This is a genomic window from Mesorhizobium sp. M7A.F.Ca.MR.245.00.0.0 (assembly GCF_003997415.1).
Lineage (GTDB): Bacteria > Pseudomonadota > Alphaproteobacteria > Rhizobiales > Rhizobiaceae > Mesorhizobium.
This window is the reverse complement of sequence record NZ_RZTE01000002.1, coordinates 153704-170084: the sequence shown is the minus strand read 5'-3', so window position 1 is coordinate 170084 and position 16381 is coordinate 153704. Positions and strand designations below refer to the sequence as shown.

17 protein-coding genes (1 of these 17 only partly in view) are annotated in these 16381 nt (G+C 62.7%); 2 read left to right on the top strand and 15 right to left on the bottom strand.

The genetic code is table 11. The features are described 5' to 3' along the window. The 9 genes from EOB80_RS03805 to EOB80_RS03770 all read right to left on the bottom strand — a co-directional run. Positions 1 to 667, bottom strand: the 5' portion of a protein-coding gene (locus EOB80_RS03805; protein ID WP_245466238.1) for an ABC transporter permease. 194 nt of this gene lie to the left of the window's left edge; the window shows 667 of its 861 coding nt (coding positions 1–667); the start codon lies at positions 665 to 667; the stop codon falls past the left edge of the window. Further along, positions 664 to 1494 carry an ABC transporter ATP-binding protein gene (locus tag EOB80_RS03800; RefSeq protein ID WP_127326717.1) on the bottom strand — a complete coding sequence of 277 codons (831 nt, stop codon included), beginning with the start codon at positions 1492 to 1494 and terminating at the stop codon, positions 664 to 666. The genes EOB80_RS03805 and EOB80_RS03800 overlap by 4 nt, the downstream gene beginning before the upstream one ends. Beyond that, entirely contained in the window at positions 1484 to 1621 is a 138-nt protein-coding gene (locus tag EOB80_RS34435; RefSeq protein WP_164762504.1) for a hypothetical protein, read from the bottom strand. Before EOB80_RS34435 ends, EOB80_RS03800 begins: the two co-directional genes overlap by 11 nt. A 3-nt stretch (positions 1622 to 1624) precedes the next feature. Beyond that, complete coding sequence (gene fhmpcd1 / locus EOB80_RS03795; protein WP_127326716.1) at positions 1625 to 2554, bottom strand: 5-formyl-3-hydroxy-2-methylpyridine 4-carboxylate 5-dehydrogenase; 930 nt, start codon at positions 2552 to 2554, stop codon at positions 1625 to 1627. Next, on the bottom strand, positions 2554 to 3174 hold the full coding sequence (locus tag EOB80_RS03790) for a glutathione S-transferase family protein (protein WP_127326715.1): 621 nt from the start codon (positions 3172 to 3174) through the stop codon (positions 2554 to 2556). The genes fhmpcd1 and EOB80_RS03790 overlap by 1 nt, the downstream gene beginning before the upstream one ends. 26 nt (positions 3175 to 3200) lie before the next feature. Further along, positions 3201 to 3611, bottom strand: coding sequence for a RidA family protein (locus EOB80_RS03785; protein WP_127267701.1), 411 nt, complete (start codon positions 3609 to 3611; stop codon positions 3201 to 3203). 6 nt (positions 3612 to 3617) lie between these two features. Next, positions 3618 to 4775: a hypothetical protein gene (locus EOB80_RS03780; RefSeq protein ID WP_127326714.1), complete on the bottom strand. Its 1158-nt coding sequence runs from the start codon at positions 4773 to 4775 to the stop codon at positions 3618 to 3620. 55 nt (positions 4776 to 4830) lie between these two features. After that, a complete protein-coding gene (locus EOB80_RS03775; RefSeq protein ID WP_027039500.1) occupies positions 4831 to 5982 on the bottom strand; it encodes a cupin domain-containing protein in 1152 nt (383 codons plus the stop codon). 290 nt (positions 5983 to 6272) lie between these two features. Continuing rightward, the gene (locus EOB80_RS03770; RefSeq protein ID WP_127326713.1) at positions 6273 to 7901 is read right to left on the bottom strand and encodes a choline dehydrogenase; all 1629 of its coding nucleotides are present in this window, start codon (positions 7899 to 7901) and stop codon (positions 6273 to 6275) included. A gap of 203 nt (positions 7902 to 8104) precedes the next feature. Here EOB80_RS03770 and EOB80_RS03765 point away from each other — a divergent pair, with 203 nt between their 5' ends. Beyond that, complete coding sequence (locus EOB80_RS03765; RefSeq protein ID WP_127326712.1) at positions 8105 to 8782, top strand: FCD domain-containing protein; 678 nt, start codon at positions 8105 to 8107, stop codon at positions 8780 to 8782. 43 nt (positions 8783 to 8825) lie between these two features. After that, positions 8826 to 10373, top strand: coding sequence for a GMC family oxidoreductase N-terminal domain-containing protein (locus tag EOB80_RS03760; protein ID WP_164762503.1), 1548 nt, complete (start codon positions 8826 to 8828; stop codon positions 10371 to 10373). Between the two features lie 58 nt (positions 10374 to 10431). Here the strand turns inward: EOB80_RS03760 and EOB80_RS03755 are convergent, their stop codons facing one another. The 6 genes from EOB80_RS03755 to EOB80_RS03730 form a co-directional block, all read right to left on the bottom strand. Further along, a complete protein-coding gene (locus EOB80_RS03755) occupies positions 10432 to 11184 on the bottom strand; it encodes a GGDEF domain-containing protein (protein ID WP_127326711.1) in 753 nt (250 codons plus the stop codon). Between the two features lie 151 nt (positions 11185 to 11335). Continuing rightward, positions 11336 to 12040 (bottom strand): thermonuclease family protein, encoded by a 705-nt coding sequence (locus EOB80_RS03750; protein ID WP_127326710.1) that lies wholly within the window; start codon positions 12038 to 12040, stop codon positions 11336 to 11338. 33 nt (positions 12041 to 12073) lie between these two features. After that, positions 12074 to 13273, bottom strand: coding sequence for an ABC transporter substrate-binding protein (locus EOB80_RS03745; protein WP_127326709.1), 1200 nt, complete (start codon positions 13271 to 13273; stop codon positions 12074 to 12076). A gap of 92 nt (positions 13274 to 13365) precedes the next feature. Further along, on the bottom strand, positions 13366 to 14142 hold the full coding sequence (locus tag EOB80_RS03740) for a transglycosylase SLT domain-containing protein (protein ID WP_127326864.1): 777 nt from the start codon (positions 14140 to 14142) through the stop codon (positions 13366 to 13368). A gap of 32 nt (positions 14143 to 14174) precedes the next feature. Then, a complete protein-coding gene (locus EOB80_RS03735) occupies positions 14175 to 14546 on the bottom strand; it encodes a hypothetical protein (protein WP_127270682.1) in 372 nt (123 codons plus the stop codon). A gap of 60 nt (positions 14547 to 14606) precedes the next feature. After that, a partial coding sequence (locus EOB80_RS03730) for an Ig-like domain-containing protein (protein WP_164762502.1) occupies positions 14607 to 16381 on the bottom strand: 1775 nt, incomplete at its 5' end.

The window sequence follows — 16381 nt, the reverse complement described above, 5'->3', positions numbered from 1 at the left end:
CGTAGCCGAGACCGTCCGACGCCCCGGCAAATTCGCCGACGATGGCGCCGATCACGCTCAACGTGGCGGCGATCTTGGTTCCGGCCATAAGGTTCGGCAGCGAGTGCGGAACGCGGATCCTGAACAGGATCTGCGTCTGGCTGGCCCCGACCGAATTCATCAGCGACAGCAGCGAGCGGTCGACCGATTGCATGCCGGCCAGCATGGAGAGCGTCACCGGGAAGAAGGCGATGACCAGGATCAGGCCGATCTTGGGCGCCAGTCCATATCCGAACCAGAGGATGAAGATCGGCGCGAGCGCGACTTTCGGCACGTTCTGGAACAGCACCACCAGCGGATACAGGGCGCGTCCCAACCAATCGAAGCGCACGATGAGCAGCGCAATGGCGATGCCGACCACGACCGAGACCAGGAAGCCGAACAGGATCTCGCCCGCCGTCACCAGCGTCGCCTGCATCAGCGTGCCCCATTGCGCGACCAGCGACTTCGCGATCTCGGACGGAGCGGGAATAATGAAAGCGGATATGGCAAAGACCCGCACGGCCGCTTCCCACAGCACGATCGTCACCAGCAGCAGGATGACCGCAGGAAGCCAGCTGCCGGTCGCCGCACTCCAGCTGGAAGCGAGGCGCGGCTCGGAAAGGTCGGTGATGGGCTGGTCGCTCAAGACGCGCCTCCCGGTTGATGGCTGGAGCGCAGCATCGTTCGCAACTGGACCACCAGCCTGACGAACTCCGGATCCTCGGTGACCGACAGGTCGCGTGGATAAGGCAGCGCAATGTCGAGGCTCTCGGTGATCCGCCCCGGCTTGATCCCCAGCACGTGAACATGGCGCGACAGATGGATGGCCTCGTCGATGGAATGGGTGACGAGCACGATCGTCTTGCCGGTCCGCTGCCAGATCTCCAGCAGCGACTGGCCCATCGAATCGCGGGTGATGGCGTCGAGCGCGCCGAACGGTTCGTCCATCAGCAGAACCGCCGGATCGAGCGCCAGGGCCCGTGCAATGGCGACCCGCTGCCGCATGCCGCCCGACAGCTCGTTTGGCCGCTTGTGGGCGCTGTCGCCCAGCCCCACCAGCTCCAGCATCTCCTGCCCGCGCGCCCGCAGATCCGAGCGCGACAGCGACTTGTCGGCGATGCTGAGCAGCATCGAGGCATTGTCGACGGCGTTTTTCCAGGGGAGCAGGTTGGCGTCCTGGAAGACGAGGCCGATCATCCGCTTGCGCGCCGCCTCGGTCGGCGCGAGCCCGGCGATCGAAACGCTGCCCTGGGTCGGCTGCACCAGTCCGGCCAGCACCTTGAGCAAGGTGCTCTTGCCACAGCCGGAAGGGCCGATAAGGGAAACGAACGACCCCTTGGGCACCGAAAGATCGATGTTGCTGAGTATCAGCTGCCGGGCGATGACCACCGAAACGCCTTTGGCGGAGATCAGATCGTCATGGCGGATATGGGCCGGCCTGTCGCCGGCGGCTCGGATGGTTTCAATGCGCATGGCTTGCCGCCCCGCGCGCTGTTTTCTGCCGCACCCGCACCATCTTGATGGCGAAGGCGCCCTTCACACAAACAGCCGGCCGGTGGAACTCCTCGAACCGGCCTGCCCTGTGCGCACCATGTGACATTGGCTACTCCCGGCCTTCCAGGATGCGGCGCACCGCGACGAGCTTGCGCGCCCGTTCACCCTGTAGCGCTTTTGTCTGCTCGGGCGTGTAGGCAAACATGCCCTCGCCCGACTTGATGCCGAACTTAGACGCAGCCGTCTTCTCCAGCACCATCGGCGCGACATCGTCGCGGTTGGACAGATCGGCATTCAGGAAGGACGAGACGGATTTGTAGATATCCAGCCCCGCCATATCGAGCAGCGCCATCGGGCCGATGACGGCAATCTTGTAGCCGATGCCCCACGACACGCAGGTGTCGAGGTCTTCCGGCTCGATGACGCCGCGCTCGACAAGATCGACCGCCTCGCGCAGCAGCGCATAGAGCACGCGGTTCTCGACGAAGCCTGGAACGTCCTTCTTCACCACCACCGGCAGCAGGCCGATCGAGCGTATGAGGTCGCGGATAACAGCCACGGTTTCAGGCGCGGTCTTCTCGCCGCCGATCACCTCGATCATCGGGATGATGTGCGGCGGGTTCGACCAGTGCATGCCGACCATCCGCTCGGGATGCGAGATATGCGCCTGCAGCTTGGTGATCGGGATGCCCGACGTGTCGGACGCGACGATGACGGACGGGCCGATCAGCGGATCGATGTCGCGATAGGTCTGCGCCTTGATCTCGATATTCTCGGGCACGTTCTCGATCACCAGTTCGGCGCCATCGACGGCCTCGGCGATCGTCTCGACGAAACGCACGCTGCCGGCGCCAGTCCCGGGCGCCTCGATGTCGAGACGGTCGAGCACGCCGCCGGCCAGATCAAGCATGCCGCGGGCGCGCTCGATTGCCCCTGGCGAAACATCATACGCCGTCACATCGAGCCCGCCGCGCGAAAGCCGCGCGGCGATACCTGGACCCATCGTTCCCAGTCCGATGAGAGCGGCGCGCTTGATCATCATGCCGCCTTTGCGGGAGCAGCGGTGGTTGCCGCCTTGAAGGCCGGCCGGGCGGCGATTGCGGCCACCCAGCGCTCCAGATTGGGCATTGACGGCCGGTCGATCTTGAAGTCGACGCAGCGCTTCAGGATCGGCGCGCAGGCAATGTCGGCAAGGGTCAGCTTGCCGAGCGCCAGGAAGTCCTTGCCGGCCAGGTGGCCGTCGACGATCTTGAGCTGCGCGACAAGGTCCTTCACTTGTTCCTTGTATTCGGCGGTCTGTTCTTCGGGCGTGAGCTTGGCGCCCTTGAAGGCCGCCAGGTAGCCCGGATTGACCGCAGCCAGCAGGAAGTCCATCCAGCGCTCGACCTCGGTCTTTTCGGCCGGCGTGGCGCCATTCAACTGTTCGCCGCCGGATGCCGCGAGATAGCGCAGGATGGTGTTGGACTCCCAGATCACGGTGTCGCCGTCGACCAGCGTCGGCACCTTGGAGGTCGGGTTGAGCGCCTTGTATTCCGCAGTCTGCGTGTTCTCGAACTGGCGGCCATAATCCTCGCGCTTGTAGGAGGCTCCCAGCTCTTCGAGCATGAAGAGCACCTTCTGGACGTTGCCTGATGTCTGGCGGCCTAACAGCTTGTACATGTCGTCTCCTCGCTAGTGTCCAGGGTCTACTTGCTCGCCGGGAGCGGCTTGTAGACGATGGCGTCCATTTCGATCTTGGTGTTGATGACCGCTTTTGCCTCGACGGTCGTGCGCGCCAGAACGGCGTCGCCGATCCCTTCGAGGAACGCCTTGTTGTAGCGGCCGAAATCGCGCGTATCCTCGAGATAGGTGGTGATCCGCACGACATCCGACAGCGTCGCGCCTTCATGCGCGATGACGCGCGCAATGGTCTTCAGCGTCGCCAGCGTCTCTTCCTCGATCGTGCCGCTGATCACGTTGTTGTTCTCGTCCTTCGGCACCTGGCCCGAGACGAAGATGAAATCGCCGGCACGCACCGCCGGATGAAACGGCAGGTTCGGGTTCTTGTTGCCGATGGCGTAGTGGCTGGCGGATTTTCGCGTGCTGTCGCTCAACATACCCCCCTAGAGAACGCTGGTTTCGATGATGTCGACGCCGCGGATGCGATCGATCAGGTAGACGATGCCGCGGTCGTCGATGGTCACGTCGTTGGACGAGGAACGCTCCGCCCCTTCCGGCGCGTCGGGCATGAAATGGCCGACTTCCTTTGGCGCGAACGGATCGGCGATGTCGACGAGGCGCAGCCCCTGCGCGAACCATGCAAACGGAATGACGGTTCCATTGAACCGCTCGGAGGGCTGGTGGCAGCCCGTCATCGGCGGTTGCGGCGCCCCATCCGGGTCGAGGCCCGGCACCTGGAAGGTCGAGATCGGCAACGGGTTGGTCTCGTCGGTGATGTCGTAGATCCAGGTGAAGGCCGGTGGCGAAGGTCGCAGTTTGGCGACATCCTCGTCCGCCACCACCATGATGTTGCGGCCCTTCAGCAACTGCGGGATCGGCAGGCAGGTGTGGGTGGGATGCGGAAAACTCGGGCTCGAATTGACGTGCGAGACCAGTTTCGGCTTGGTGATGTCCGAAATGTCGAGGATGAACAGGCCGTGATGCCAGTAGCTGACATAGAGCCGGTCGCCCATGCGCAGAGGATGGTGGCAGCGCGGCGTGACATAGTCATGCCACGGGTATTCTTCCCCGCCACCCGTCCACTGGCCGGGTATCCACCAGCGTCCGACCTCGACCGGCTGTGCCGGATCGATCAGATCGAGGATCATCACGATATTGCCGACATAACCGTCGGCGGTCGGCGAGATGTAGACGTAACGGCCGTCGAAGTCGTAGCGGTGGACGCCCTTGCCGCCGGTTATCCATTTCGAGATGAGCTTGGGCTGAGCCGGCTTGGTTGTGTCGTAAAGCGCCAGTCCGCCGCCGAAATCGGCCGGGCCGGCATCACCAAAGCGCTCGTGGTTGATGATCATCAGCCCGTCCTTGGCGCGCACCTTGTGCGAATGCCAGCCGGGCGGAACATCGATCGTGGCTATCTTGCGCGGATTGCGCGGGTCGGAAATGTCGACCAGCGTCGTGCCGCTCGGCGGCCGCATGTGGCCGATATAAAGGATGTTGCCATCGACCCAGACCTGGCCGCCGCCTGGACAGTCGACATGGCCGATCTGCTTGGTGTTGAACGCCGAAACCAAATGCATACGCCCTTGCTGCTGAAACGTCATTTCGATGTCCCCGCCGCCAATCGCGGCGGGACAGTGCTTGCCGAAGGACCGGAAACTAGACGAGGCGGAGCAGATCGCCGGCCTGGTTGCGGCCCCAGCGCTTGTAGAGGAGCAGCGCCTTCTGCGTCGGCGCATCAGTGGCGCCGAAGAAGATCACCGGCTCGCTCGACGAGCCGTTGACATGCTCGACCCAGGAACCGCCAGGTATGGCGATGGTGTCGAACTGGTTCCAGTCATAACGTTTGCCGTCGATGATCGAATGGCCGTTGCCGCGGAACGGCGCCAAGAGCAGGCTGGCGGTCTCGCGCTGCGGCAAGGTCTTCTCGCCGGGGCGCAGCATCTGCACGTAGAAATTGATGGTGTGGAAGACGGGTCCGCCGGTGGTCGGATCGACATAGTCGATGACGATGCCTTCATGGGGGTCGCCATCCCAATCCTTGTGGGCGTCGAGGACCGCTTCCATCTTCTCCCAGCGATAGACATACATCGGCGACGACAGGCCGCCGCCGCGCTTGTGATCGACGAAACGCGGCATCAGGCCACCCTCGCCATAGATGCGCTGTGAGTAGTCACCGGGATAGCGGGCGGTCTGCACCTTCTTCTCGACTTCCTTGCCATCGACCATCTCGGTGTATTTGTGGTCGAAATGGACGGCATGCAGCGTTTCGACCAGCGGCAGGTCGAGCACCGACAGGTTGACCGCCTGCTCGCCGCCGACGGTGCCATGATTGTGCCAGGCGTCGTTGGGCGTCAGCACCATGTCGCCCGGGCCGAAGACCACGTCTTCGCCCTCGACGCCGGTGAAATTGCCCTTGCCGGTCAGGCCGAAGCGGATGGCGCTCGGCGAGTGCTTGTGCGGCGGCATGATCTCGTCGGGATCGTTCAGGCGGTAGGCGGTGTACATGGTGCTGACCGATGCACGCTTGGGCGCAAGACCGGGATTGACCAGGATCAGCGAACGGCGCTCACTGTCGTCCATGGTCACCAGTTCGGCGGCGCGCTGCAGCAGCGGCTCGATGTCCGAATAGGACCACACGAAGGGAACGGCCTTCGACGTCGCCATCAGCTGCTTGATCTCGTCATGATCGACGCCTTCCGACGTCGCCCAGAACGGAAACATGTTCTTTGCGTAGAGGGCGTCATAGAGGCCCTTGAGTGCTGCCTTCTTGTTGGTGAGCACATCGTTAGCTGGTTGCGCCAGGGACATATCGGACACCTCTCGTCACGAAGAAAATACTTCTAACCAACTCAACCGTATTCGCATTGGTTTTGCTCGACAATAGCCAAATTGCGAATTTTATAAGTTTTTGGTTGAGGTGCATTTTTGGGAGGCAAATGCCCAGAAATAGGCAGAATAGCCTAGAAATGCGCGAGATACGGCTCGCAATCAGGGTGTGAAACCGCTTCGCCACGGCCATGCGGAAGCGCATGACAGTCCAACCAACGCAGTTTTTCAGTCTCAACCAAAAGACTTTGGTTGTATTCCGGCCGCCTCTATCAGGCCGCCACGCTCTGTTGAGCGCGGCTGCGGATCAGATCCGCGGCCTTTTCGGCGATCATGATGACCGCCGCATTGATGTTACCACAGACGAGGTCGGGCATGACCGAGGCGTCCACGACACGAAGTCCGGCGATGCCGCGCACCCGCAATTCCGGATCGACCACCGATGCCGCATCGACGCCCATGCGGCACGTGCCGGCCGGATGATGCACGGTGATCGAGGTCTTGCGGATATGCTCGTCGATCTCTTCGTCGCTCTCGCATTTCGGGCCGGGAAAGAACTCCGCGCCGACGAACGGAGCCATGGACGGCTGGCTGGCAAGGTTGCGCGCAACGCGAAAGCCGGCGCGAAGCGATTGCCAGTCGCGCTGCGAGGACAGGAAGTTCTGGTGGATCAGCGGCGCGGCGACCGGATCGCTCGACGCCAGCTTGACGCTGCCGCGGCTCTCCGGCTGCACCGCAACGATACGGGTCGCAAAGCCGTCGGCGAACGGCGCCTTGAACGGCGACATGTAAGGCCATGCCCCCAGCGGTGCAGCGGTGAAAAGCAGCTGCACGTCCGGCAGCGGCCGGCTTGCGTCGCTCTTCAGAAATGCCACGACGCCGCCAGGCACATCTCCCGAAAAGCCCTTTCCGGTGAGATAGGTCTTGACGAAATCCAGCCCGATACGATCGGCCCGCATCATCTTGAGAAACGGTCCCGGCTGTTTGCGCCGATACATCAGGATGACCGAAACGTGGTCCTGCAAATTCTTTCCGACCTGCGCACGATCGACCTTCGTCTCGATGCCATGCGCCGCGAGCTCACCGCTGTCGCCTATGCCTGACAGCATCATCAGCTGCGGCGTGTTGATGACGCCGCCGGCAAGCAGGACTTCGCGCCGCGCCAGAACTTCATGGCTCGCCCCGCCTCTGGTGTAGGCAATGCCCGTTGCACGGCCATCCCTGAGCAGGATCTTCGTCGCCATCGCGCCGGTCAGCACCTTGACATTGCCGCGGCGCATGGCGGGCCGCAGATAGGCGGTCGCGGTCGAGCAGCGGCGGCCGTTCGCAATTGTCATCTGCAGCCGGCCGAAGCCTTCCTGTATGGCGCCGTTATAGTCGTCGGTCTGCGGGTATCCGGCATCACGGCTGGCTGTGGCGAAGGCATCGATCAGTTCGTCCTTGTACCGGCAGAACTGGGTGTTCAGCGGCCCGCTGCCACCACGGTACCGGCTTTCCCCCGCTTCCCAGCGCTCCTGCTTCTTGAAGTAGGGCAGCACCTTGTCGAACGACCAATCCGTCAGGCCGCTTGCCGCCCAGCGATCGTAGTCGCCGCGATTGCCGCGCACATAAGCCATGGCGTTGGTGGAGGAAGAGCCGCCGATGACCTTGCCGCGCGCGCATTCGACCTTGCGCCCGCCGACATTGGCCTCGGGCTCGCAGAAATACATCCAGTCGTGGCGGCGCTCGGTCAGTATCTTGCCCCAGCCGAGCGGGATGTGGATCATCGGATCGCGGTCCCAATCCCCCGCCTCCAGCAGAAGCACCGATACGGCAGGGTCCTCGCTCAGCCGGTTCGCCAGCACGCAGCCGGCCGATCCCGCACCGACAATGACGTAGTCAAAGGTTTCGCCAGCCGGCATGCGTGATCCTCGGGAGAAAACGGCCCGCCGCGATGGCAACCGTCGACATGGGCAGTCAACCATCGCGCAACTGGTGTTGTCAACCATTGCGTACAGTTGTAGATTGGTTGAATTGGTTGAGTGCCGTCGAACAGGTTTTCGTGTCACAATATGATGTCGGGACGTTGAGTCGGCGGTCTGCCGATCGGACAGGAGATTTGGTTTTGAGCGCATTCGAGCCGCAGGTCGGACCATCGGATCTCGACGACATCATCGCCGCGGTCCGCCAGTTGCAGCAGGGCGGCGGCAAGCTTCCGTCCGAGCGCGATCTTGCGCAACATCTGAGCGTCAAGCGCCATCAGCTTCGCAAGGCGCTTGAAGTGCTGCGCCTTTCGGGCGACCTCAAACCGGCGCGCGCCAGGCGGGCGCCGACCGCCCTTCCAAGATATGGCGAGGAACTGGTCAGGGTAACCAATCCGATCGAGGTCCTGGAATTGCGCCTGATCATGGAGCCGGGCCTTGCCCGACTGGCGTCGCTGCGCGCCTCCTCTTTCGAGACGGCGCGGATCCTCGACGCGGCAACCACGCCGGAGAACGCCCCGTCGGGTGAGGTCGACTTCGCCTTCCATCTCGCGATCGTTGCCGCGGCCCGGAACCATCTCGCTGCGGAATTCTACAAGATGCTGCGCCAGGTCGGTGTCGATGCGCGGGTGAAGGTTGCGCGCACCGCGGCACCCACCTGCCCCAAGCGGATCGCCCACCGCGACGGCGAGCATCGCCTGATCGCCGAGGCGATCTCGCAGCGCGATCCCGAAGCGGCAGAGGCCGCAATGCGCGCGCACCTTTTGTCCGTGCAGAGACAGATCATGGAACGGTCGAATGCCGGCGCCTTTGCCGCGTGATCGTATCAGCTTCCGACATTGAGCCTGTGCGGGGAATTTCAAATTGAAACGTCATTTCGACGTGCTGGTGATCGGTGCGGGATCCGCCGGCTCGGTTGTTGCCAGCCGGCTCAGTGAAGACCGGTCGTGCCAGGTCGGCCTCATCGAGGCCGGGGCGATGCCGGCCGATCCCGACATCGCCGATCCGCTGAAATGGACGATGCTTCAGGGCCGCGCTTACGACTGGAGCTACCGGACCGTGCCCCAGCCCTTCACCGCCAACCGCGTCCATGAATGGCCGCGCGGCAGGATCGTCGGCGGCTCGAGCTGCCTGCATGCAATGGCCTATGTGCGTGGCCATGCCGATGATTTCGAACCCTGGGCGCAAGCCGGCGGCGAGCGCTGGTCCTACCAAGGGTTGTTGCCGGGCTTCATCCGCAGCGAAGCCTTCACTGCCTTCGACGGGCCGACACGCGGCAAGAACGGCCCGCTGGACGTCTATCTGCCGGACGCCGAGGTCAGTCCGGTCGTGCGGGCCTACATCGCCGCCGGGCGCGCCATGGGCGCTCCCGCCCTGAGCGACCACAACAGCGGCGAACTGGTCGGCACCAGCCCCAATTCACTCAACATACGTGACGGCAAGCGCCTGAGCGTCGCCGACGCCTATCTGCCGCCGCAGGTCATGGCGCGGCCGAACCTGACCTTGCTCGCAGGCCACGAGGTCGAGCACCTGGTGCTGAACGGCCACAAGATCACGGGCGTGAGCGTGGTGTGCGAGGGTGAGACCGGAACGCTGTCCGCCGACCGGATCGTTCTTTGCGCCGGCGCCGTGTCCACGCCGCTCATCCTCATGCGGTCGGGCATTGGCTGTCCCGATACGCTGAAGCAAGCTGACATACGTTGCCTTGCCGATCGGGGCGATGTCGGCCGCAACCTGCAGGATCATCTGCTGGCTCTCGGAAATGTCTACAGCACGAAGAAGCCGGTGCCGCCCTCCCGCCTGCAGCACTCCGAATCGCTGATGTACCTGCACAGCGACGACCCGACCCGCTCCACCGGAAGTCCCGATATCGTGCTGGCCTGCGTCGTCGCGCCGTCGGCGGCCGAGGGCCTGAAGACCCCGCTTTATGGCTCGGCCTTCACCATCCTGTGCGGCGTCACCCATCCGACAAGCCGCGGGCGCATCACACCGAGCGGCCCGGGCCGCAACGATGCGCCGGTCATCGACCCGCATTATCTCGAAACCGAACACGACCGCACGGTCTTCAGGATGGCGTTGAAGCGGGCGCGCATGGTCGGCCATCATGCGGCTCTGGGCGAATGGCGCGATACGGAGATCCTGCCAGGCGCACCGGTTCAGTCCGATGCCGAACTCGATGCTTTCATCGCCAGGGCTGCTTCCACCCATCACCATCCGGCCGGCACGTGCCGGATGGGTCGTGACACTGAGGCCGTCGTCGATCCTGACTTGCGGCTGAACGGCTTCGACAATGCATTTGTCGTAGACGCCTCGGTGATGCCGGCGATCCCGAGCGGACCGATCAACGCCGCGATCGTCGCCATCGCCGAAACCTGGGCGGCGTCTTCACGGGCTACCCCGTCGTCAGCGTAACCGCGGCCGCGTCCGACAGTTCCCCTGGTTTCCGAATGGCTCTGGCTCCCAGCGATTGTCAGCTATGGAGATGCGTCAGTTCAAACGCGGCTCCGTCCTGGACGCCGGCCATGCGCTGCTCGGCGGACCGGAACATGTCCGCGAACTCCACCTGGTTTTCGAACACCACGCCGCCGACCTTGACGGTCAGGGCATCCTCCGTCCCTTTTGGCGCGAAATAGACTTGCGCGATGCGCGCCCTGATACGCTCGCCGATTTCCCTGGCTTCTGCTTCGGTCGCGCCGGCGAGGAAAACCCCGAACATCGACGTTCCCATGCGTCCAACCAGATCCTCCGCACGAACCGACGATTGTATGGTCGAGGCTATGAGCCGCAAGGCTTGATCGCCCCATTCAAGACCAAAGCGCAGGTTGATGGACCGCAGATGTTCCGAATGGATGACCAGGAAGGCGCCCGATTTCGGCCCCGGCACCGACGGCCGTGCGGTTCTTTTTTCGACCATCGACGTGAAGACCGCTCCGTTCAGGCAGCCGGTCATGGTGTCGAAGGTTGCCGACTTGTCGAGCTCCCGGCGATAGCGACGAAGCTCGATCTGTTTCAATCCAACGAACAGAAAAAGCGGAACGCCAAGGACAACGGGCAACAGGATTGCCGTGATCATGCTGCGCCCAAATGGCGTCAGCGCCTCGGAGAACAGGAGCAGATAATTGAGGCCGACGGAAACGCCCAGGATTGCAGCGGTTCCCAGAAAGGTCAGCAAAGCGACGCTTTTCCATGCCTGGTCGGTGGTGCTCGCCATAGTCTTTATCACTGGCCGATCTCCTGTGGTTGGGCTGGTATAAGGCCGGTGTGTTGCAATTTCAGTTTCAAGGAAGCTTGCAATTTAATCGATTGCGCGATGACCCCATCAAGGCTGCGCCCGTGGCGATTAACAAACAAAACATCAGGGAATGAATGGCAGGCTATTGCGCCGGGCCGAATATGCCCATCTCAGCCTTTCGGGCTGTCGCCTCCGCCTTGCCGTAGATGCCGCTCGGCAGCGCCGTGGCCCAGCCGTTGGAGACAAGCCAGGCGCCGACATCCTGCTTGCCCAGCCTGCATGGTGCGGCGACGGCAAAACGCTCGACGTCCGGCGGTACGAAACAGTGCAGCGCGCGTCCCCTCAGCCAGGAATTGAAAACGGCGCGGGCGCGCACGCCGCAATGCCAGGTGACGTCATGAAACGAGCAGGAGCTGCCGAGATCGATGCCTCGCACTCCGCTGATGACCACCTTGCGGCCCATGGCTTCGAACATCGCCGACGATGTGGCAATCGGGCGGTAGAGCAAGACCTCCCGCCAATCCCCGGGCATTGGCGTTTTCGGGGGCACGGCGAGACCGAGCTCGCTGAGTGGCGGACGGGGCTCGGCCCGTTCGATCTCAGCGGGATCAAGCCGTGGCGGAGCGATCAGGTCTTGAGCAACCTTGCGCGCCGGCTCCAGGCGTTGCGCGCCGGCAACCGGGGCAACCGGCCGGATAGGCCGGGTATCGCCAACATCCGGCGACGGGGCACGGACAGGCCGATCGACCGAAAGCAACGCCCCGCCCTGAATGATCAGCAGTATCCCGGCCAGAAGCAGGAAGCTTCCGAGCGCGATCGCCAAACGGCTGCGGCCCGGCCTGCCCATCAGCTTGAACAGGATCTCAGGGATTTGCGCCGGTCAGAAACCCGACGTCGATTTGGCAACCAGCTTGAGCGCACCTTTTTCAATCCGATAGAACGGCATCGAGCGTTGGCTGGATCCGTCGGCCCGAAACCGGAACAGGCCGGTCGAGCCACGAAAGCCGTTTGGATTTTCGAGAACTTTCTTGCTGAAGCCATCAGGCCCGACCGCGCTGGCAATCCCTGCCGTCAAGGCAACCATATCATAGGCATAGGCCACATTGACGTCGGCCGGATAGTTGTATGTCGTCCTGAAGCGGTCGGCGATCGGCCCGGTTTCACTTGGATCGAGCGTGGCGATAAACGCCCCCTCGAAGAGCGGATCCATGGGGTGCTCCAGCCAACGGTTCGTTCCGACGACGGAGATGGTCTTTCCCGGAATGCCCTTCGATTTGAGGGCGGCAAGGATAGGCGCCGGACTGCCATTGCCACTGGCGACAATGACGGCGTCGGGGGCGTCCACGAGTGAGCCCATTTCGTCGACCGCCTTCGCGCCACCATCGCCGGCAGAATATCGGAGAGTGACCGCAAGCGCCGCGCCGTAGATGCTGAGGCTGTTTGCGACCCGCTTCTCCGTGGCGCCGGCGTTTGGATTGTCCGCGACAAGCAGTACGAACTTCTTGCTGCCTTTCGCGGCCAATCCCGCGGCGCCGGCTGCGGCGCTGTCCGCTTCGCCAAGCAGCACGGCATAAACCCCGGCGCCGCCGGCGAAATTATCGGCAAGCGCCAGAACCGGTGGCCGCTTCGATCCCGAAAGCGTGGCAATATGCTGGGCTGCCGGCAGCTCGGTCGGGCCAATGACGACTTTCGATCCCGTCGTAATGGCCGTTACCGCCAGTTTGCTGGCCTGCGCGCTGTCGCCCTTGGTGTCCTCTATCGTCAGCGTCAGCAATCCGTTGCCGATATCCGTCATCGCCAGCTTGGTCGCATCGAGCATCTTCCTGCCGTTTTCCCCGGCCGTTCCGGGGGCGGACAGCGGCAGCAGCATCGTGACTTTGGTCGAACCGGTACCCAGCGACTGGGTCGCCTGGACGGGACCGCCACCGGCGGCGCCGTTCTGCCCGGCAGGCGCGGCAATCGCCGCCGGATCGAGCACTTCAGACACGCCGCCCTCCGACTGGCAGCCCGACACGATCGCGGCGAGCGCCAAGGCGATTGCCCATGTCCGCGGACAGTGGACCTGTCGGCCAGCTTCCATGAATGCTCCACCCCTATGTGCCGCCGGATATTGTTCCCGGTCTGGTCTTCAACGCATGTTACGGCGGACTTGCAATGCCGTCTGTAGTTCTTTTAGCCGCCGAAAAGCCTGCCTCTGAGGGCCCTGATCTGCCTTGCTTGCCCGGCACTTCGATAGTCGGCGCATTTCATGTATCGCGGCCCCGGCACGAACACGCGGCGCACGCAAACGCCCTTTGCCCCCTTCCCCGGCCAGAATTGGGCAGGGGCTCCGCCCTCTCCGCCCGGCAAAAATGCGGAAAAGCCGAACGTCGCCACCGGCAAAGGCCCGGTCACTTCAAAGCCTTCCCTTGCCAGGATTGCCCGAGCACGCTGGCAGTAGCGGACCGAAAGGGCCGAGAACCGGCTTTCATTGTGCCCGGCGCGATATTTCATGACGGTGGTGCACAGATCGCCCGCGGCCAGCCTGTTGGCCTGTGCAAGATATTTGACCCCCAGCGCGATGTTGGCCGCCGGCGCGCTGAGATCGTCGAGGGAACCTCGAAAGCCGAGCATTCTGGCCGTCGCCGGCATCACCTGCATCAGGCCGACTTCGCCGTCGCCGCCTTGCACGTCGGGGTCGAAGCCGCTTTCGATCTCCATCACCGCATGCGCCAGCATCGGCTCCAGGCCGTAGATCGATGCCTGGCAACTCGCAAATGCCTTGAAAGCCTGACGGGTCCACTCGGTGGCCGGATCACAGCGCACCGGTTGCTTCAGGCCGGACGAAAGCTGTTGTTTCACGGATGGTCGTTCCAGCCAGTTGGCACTGGCCGGCGTGACCGTTTGGACAAAGCCAAACAACACGATCGCACCCGCGACCGCCTTCAGGAAGGATCCGTCGGCTGTCATGATGGCCAACAGGCGTGGGTTCGCCTATCCGGTCAGTGCATGTACTCGACCATGCGATCGTGAAAACACTCGCATTTGTTGAGGTAGTCTTCGTCCTTGTAGTTCGTCTTCAGGTAGCCATAGGCCTTGCCGCAAGCGACCTTGGCCTCCGACGCCCAGACGAAGACGGGACGCGACGAGTTGATCCACTCCGAGCTGTTGGCGACGGCAACCGACTCGTCCATCAACTTCACAACCTCCTGCTTCAGATCGACGATGTTGTCGTTCAGCACCAGGTTGGAGGTGCCGACGACACGGCAATAGTCGCCCGTCGGACCATCGATAATGTCGGCGGCATACCCCGTCGACCCGACTGCCAGCAACAGCGTCGCAGCGGAAACAAGCAGTCTTGCAGAACGTTTCATATTGAGCTCCCCTAGATATTAGCGACGTATAACATAGTCGCGTGGTTGTGCGCTATGGCGTTACACCACGTTTGCCGTTGTCTGATGCTGGGTGATGCCGTCGTCGTAGAGCAGCGTGATCGTGTTGGCAGCAGGCAGGTTCGTCAACGTTGCCACATCGACGAAGTTGGCGCCGCCGGTGCTGCCGTTGGCATCGACACTGAGCGTGCCCGTCCCCGCATTGTAGTTCACGAAGTCACCGATATTGGCTCCTCCAGGCGCCGTGTCGAACAGGGCGGTCAGGTCAATCTTGTCGCCCTCGCCACCATTGAAGTCGGTGATGAGATCCTTGATGTTCAAGTCAAGATTGTCGAGCTTGAACGTGTCGGCGCCGGCGCCGCCGGTCATGTTGTCGTGGCCGAGACCTCCTATGAGATAGTCGTTGCCGTCGCCGCCACTGAGGAAGTCATTGCCGCCCCGGCCAACGATGACGTCATTGCCGCCATTGCCGTTGAGATGGTCGATACCGGACGTTCCATAGATCTGGTCCGCCAGCGTCGCATCGCCATTCACCGTGATGCCGGGGTCGCCCGGATCATGCGAGAAGAATGAGAAGTTAACGGAGCGGGCCTGGTAGTTGCCGCCATTGTTGTCGAAATAGGACAGGGTCCATGTGTCGCCGGCTGTCGGCGGATGCGCGATCAGGTAGCTGGCGAGCGTCGTGGTGGTGGCATTGCCGGCGGCATCCAGAAGGAAGATATGGTCGTAGTCGACCGTAGCCTTCATCTGGCCTGTAGTCGCATCGTAGAACCAGGTCTGTTCGAATGTTCCAGGTGTCGTGTCGTCCTCGACGATTGCGAAGCGGTTCGAGCCGATCCTGATCTCGACCTGGACCTCTTGCTCGCGGTGCGAGCCCGCGCTGGCGTCACCGTAGAGGCCTGGGTTCCGTTCGCTTGCCTGAATAGGTGTGGTGAAGGGTGACTCCTGAAAGTCGGTATATACTACCACCGTCGCACTATGTGGATCGGCCAGGATCGCGCTCACCGTCGCTTGCGATAGAGCAAGCGTCGTGACCTGGTCGTTGCCCGATGTGAGCGGGCTATTGCCATTGCCGATCTGTGACGTGTCGCTGGGCAGGCTGGTCGGCGGCACTTCGTGGATGCCAACAGTCTGGACCACGTGGGCTGTGCCATCATAGACGTCCAGCGTTAGGTTGGCATTGATGGTATCGGTTTGCAATGCGGTCGGTCGGTAGACCAGGTCGTCCAGCAGGTTGATGCCTCCGGACGGATTGTAGAGCACGGTGCCGGCTGTCAGGGCGACATAGGTCACGCCGTTGTAGTAGAACACGCCTGTGGGAGCGGTCGTTGCGGTGACGATGAGATTGTTGCCATCCGCATCCGTCGGGATCGTGACCAGCAAGGGGTATCCGTTGGGATAGCTGGGTGTGCTCGAGGTTTGCTGTCCCGGGTCACTCGACATCCAGTTGTGGGTATTGGCCACAACCGGCGCATCGTTGGTGTCCACGGTCAGCGACACGGTTGCTGTCGAAGTGTCGCCGTCGCTGTCTTTGATCGTATAGGTGAAGGAGTCCCCGCCGTTGTATCCGTTCGTCGGCGTGTATGTGAAAGTGCCGTTGTTGTTATACGTCACCGTGCCGTGTCCCGGCTGAGTCACGGTTACCTGGCCTGCCACTGGAGCATTGTCCGCATCGACGCCGTCGGCGCCAAACACATCATTGGTCAGCAGGCCGGTGAGAATCGTCGCAGCTGTAACTACCGGTGCCCAGGTGTCGTTGTTCGCCGTCGGCACATCGTCGATGACGTCGATGGTGATGGTGTTGGTGATCGTGTTGC

What these genes read in the sequence shown, in the direction of transcription:
- EOB80_RS03800 (WP_127326717.1), bottom strand. Translation starts at nt 1,494, where the DNA reads ATGCGCATTGAAACCATCCGAGCCGCCGGCGACAGGCCGGCCCATATC.
- EOB80_RS34435 (WP_164762504.1), bottom strand. Translation starts at nt 1,621, where the DNA reads ATGTCACATGGTGCGCACAGGGCAGGCCGGTTCGAGGAGTTCCACCGG.
- fhmpcd1 (WP_127326716.1), bottom strand. Translation starts at nt 2,554, where the DNA reads ATGATCAAGCGCGCCGCTCTCATCGGACTGGGAACGATGGGTCCAGGT.
- EOB80_RS03790 (WP_127326715.1), bottom strand. Translation starts at nt 3,174, where the DNA reads ATGTACAAGCTGTTAGGCCGCCAGACATCAGGCAACGTCCAGAAGGTG.
- EOB80_RS03785 (WP_127267701.1), bottom strand. Translation starts at nt 3,611, where the DNA reads ATGTTGAGCGACAGCACGCGAAAATCCGCCAGCCACTACGCCATCGGC.
- EOB80_RS03780 (WP_127326714.1), bottom strand. Translation starts at nt 4,775, where the DNA reads ATGACGTTTCAGCAGCAAGGGCGTATGCATTTGGTTTCGGCGTTCAAC.
- EOB80_RS03775 (WP_027039500.1), bottom strand. Translation starts at nt 5,982, where the DNA reads ATGTCCCTGGCGCAACCAGCTAACGATGTGCTCACCAACAAGAAGGCA.
- EOB80_RS03770 (WP_127326713.1), bottom strand. Translation starts at nt 7,901, where the DNA reads ATGCCGGCTGGCGAAACCTTTGACTACGTCATTGTCGGTGCGGGATCG.
- EOB80_RS03750 (WP_127326710.1), bottom strand. Translation starts at nt 12,040, where the DNA reads ATGGGCAGGCCGGGCCGCAGCCGTTTGGCGATCGCGCTCGGAAGCTTC.
- EOB80_RS03745 (WP_127326709.1), bottom strand. Translation starts at nt 13,273, where the DNA reads ATGGAAGCTGGCCGACAGGTCCACTGTCCGCGGACATGGGCAATCGCC.
- EOB80_RS03740 (WP_127326864.1), bottom strand. Translation starts at nt 14,142, where the DNA reads ATGACAGCCGACGGATCCTTCCTGAAGGCGGTCGCGGGTGCGATCGTG.
- EOB80_RS03735 (WP_127270682.1), bottom strand. Translation starts at nt 14,546, where the DNA reads ATGAAACGTTCTGCAAGACTGCTTGTTTCCGCTGCGACGCTGTTGCTG.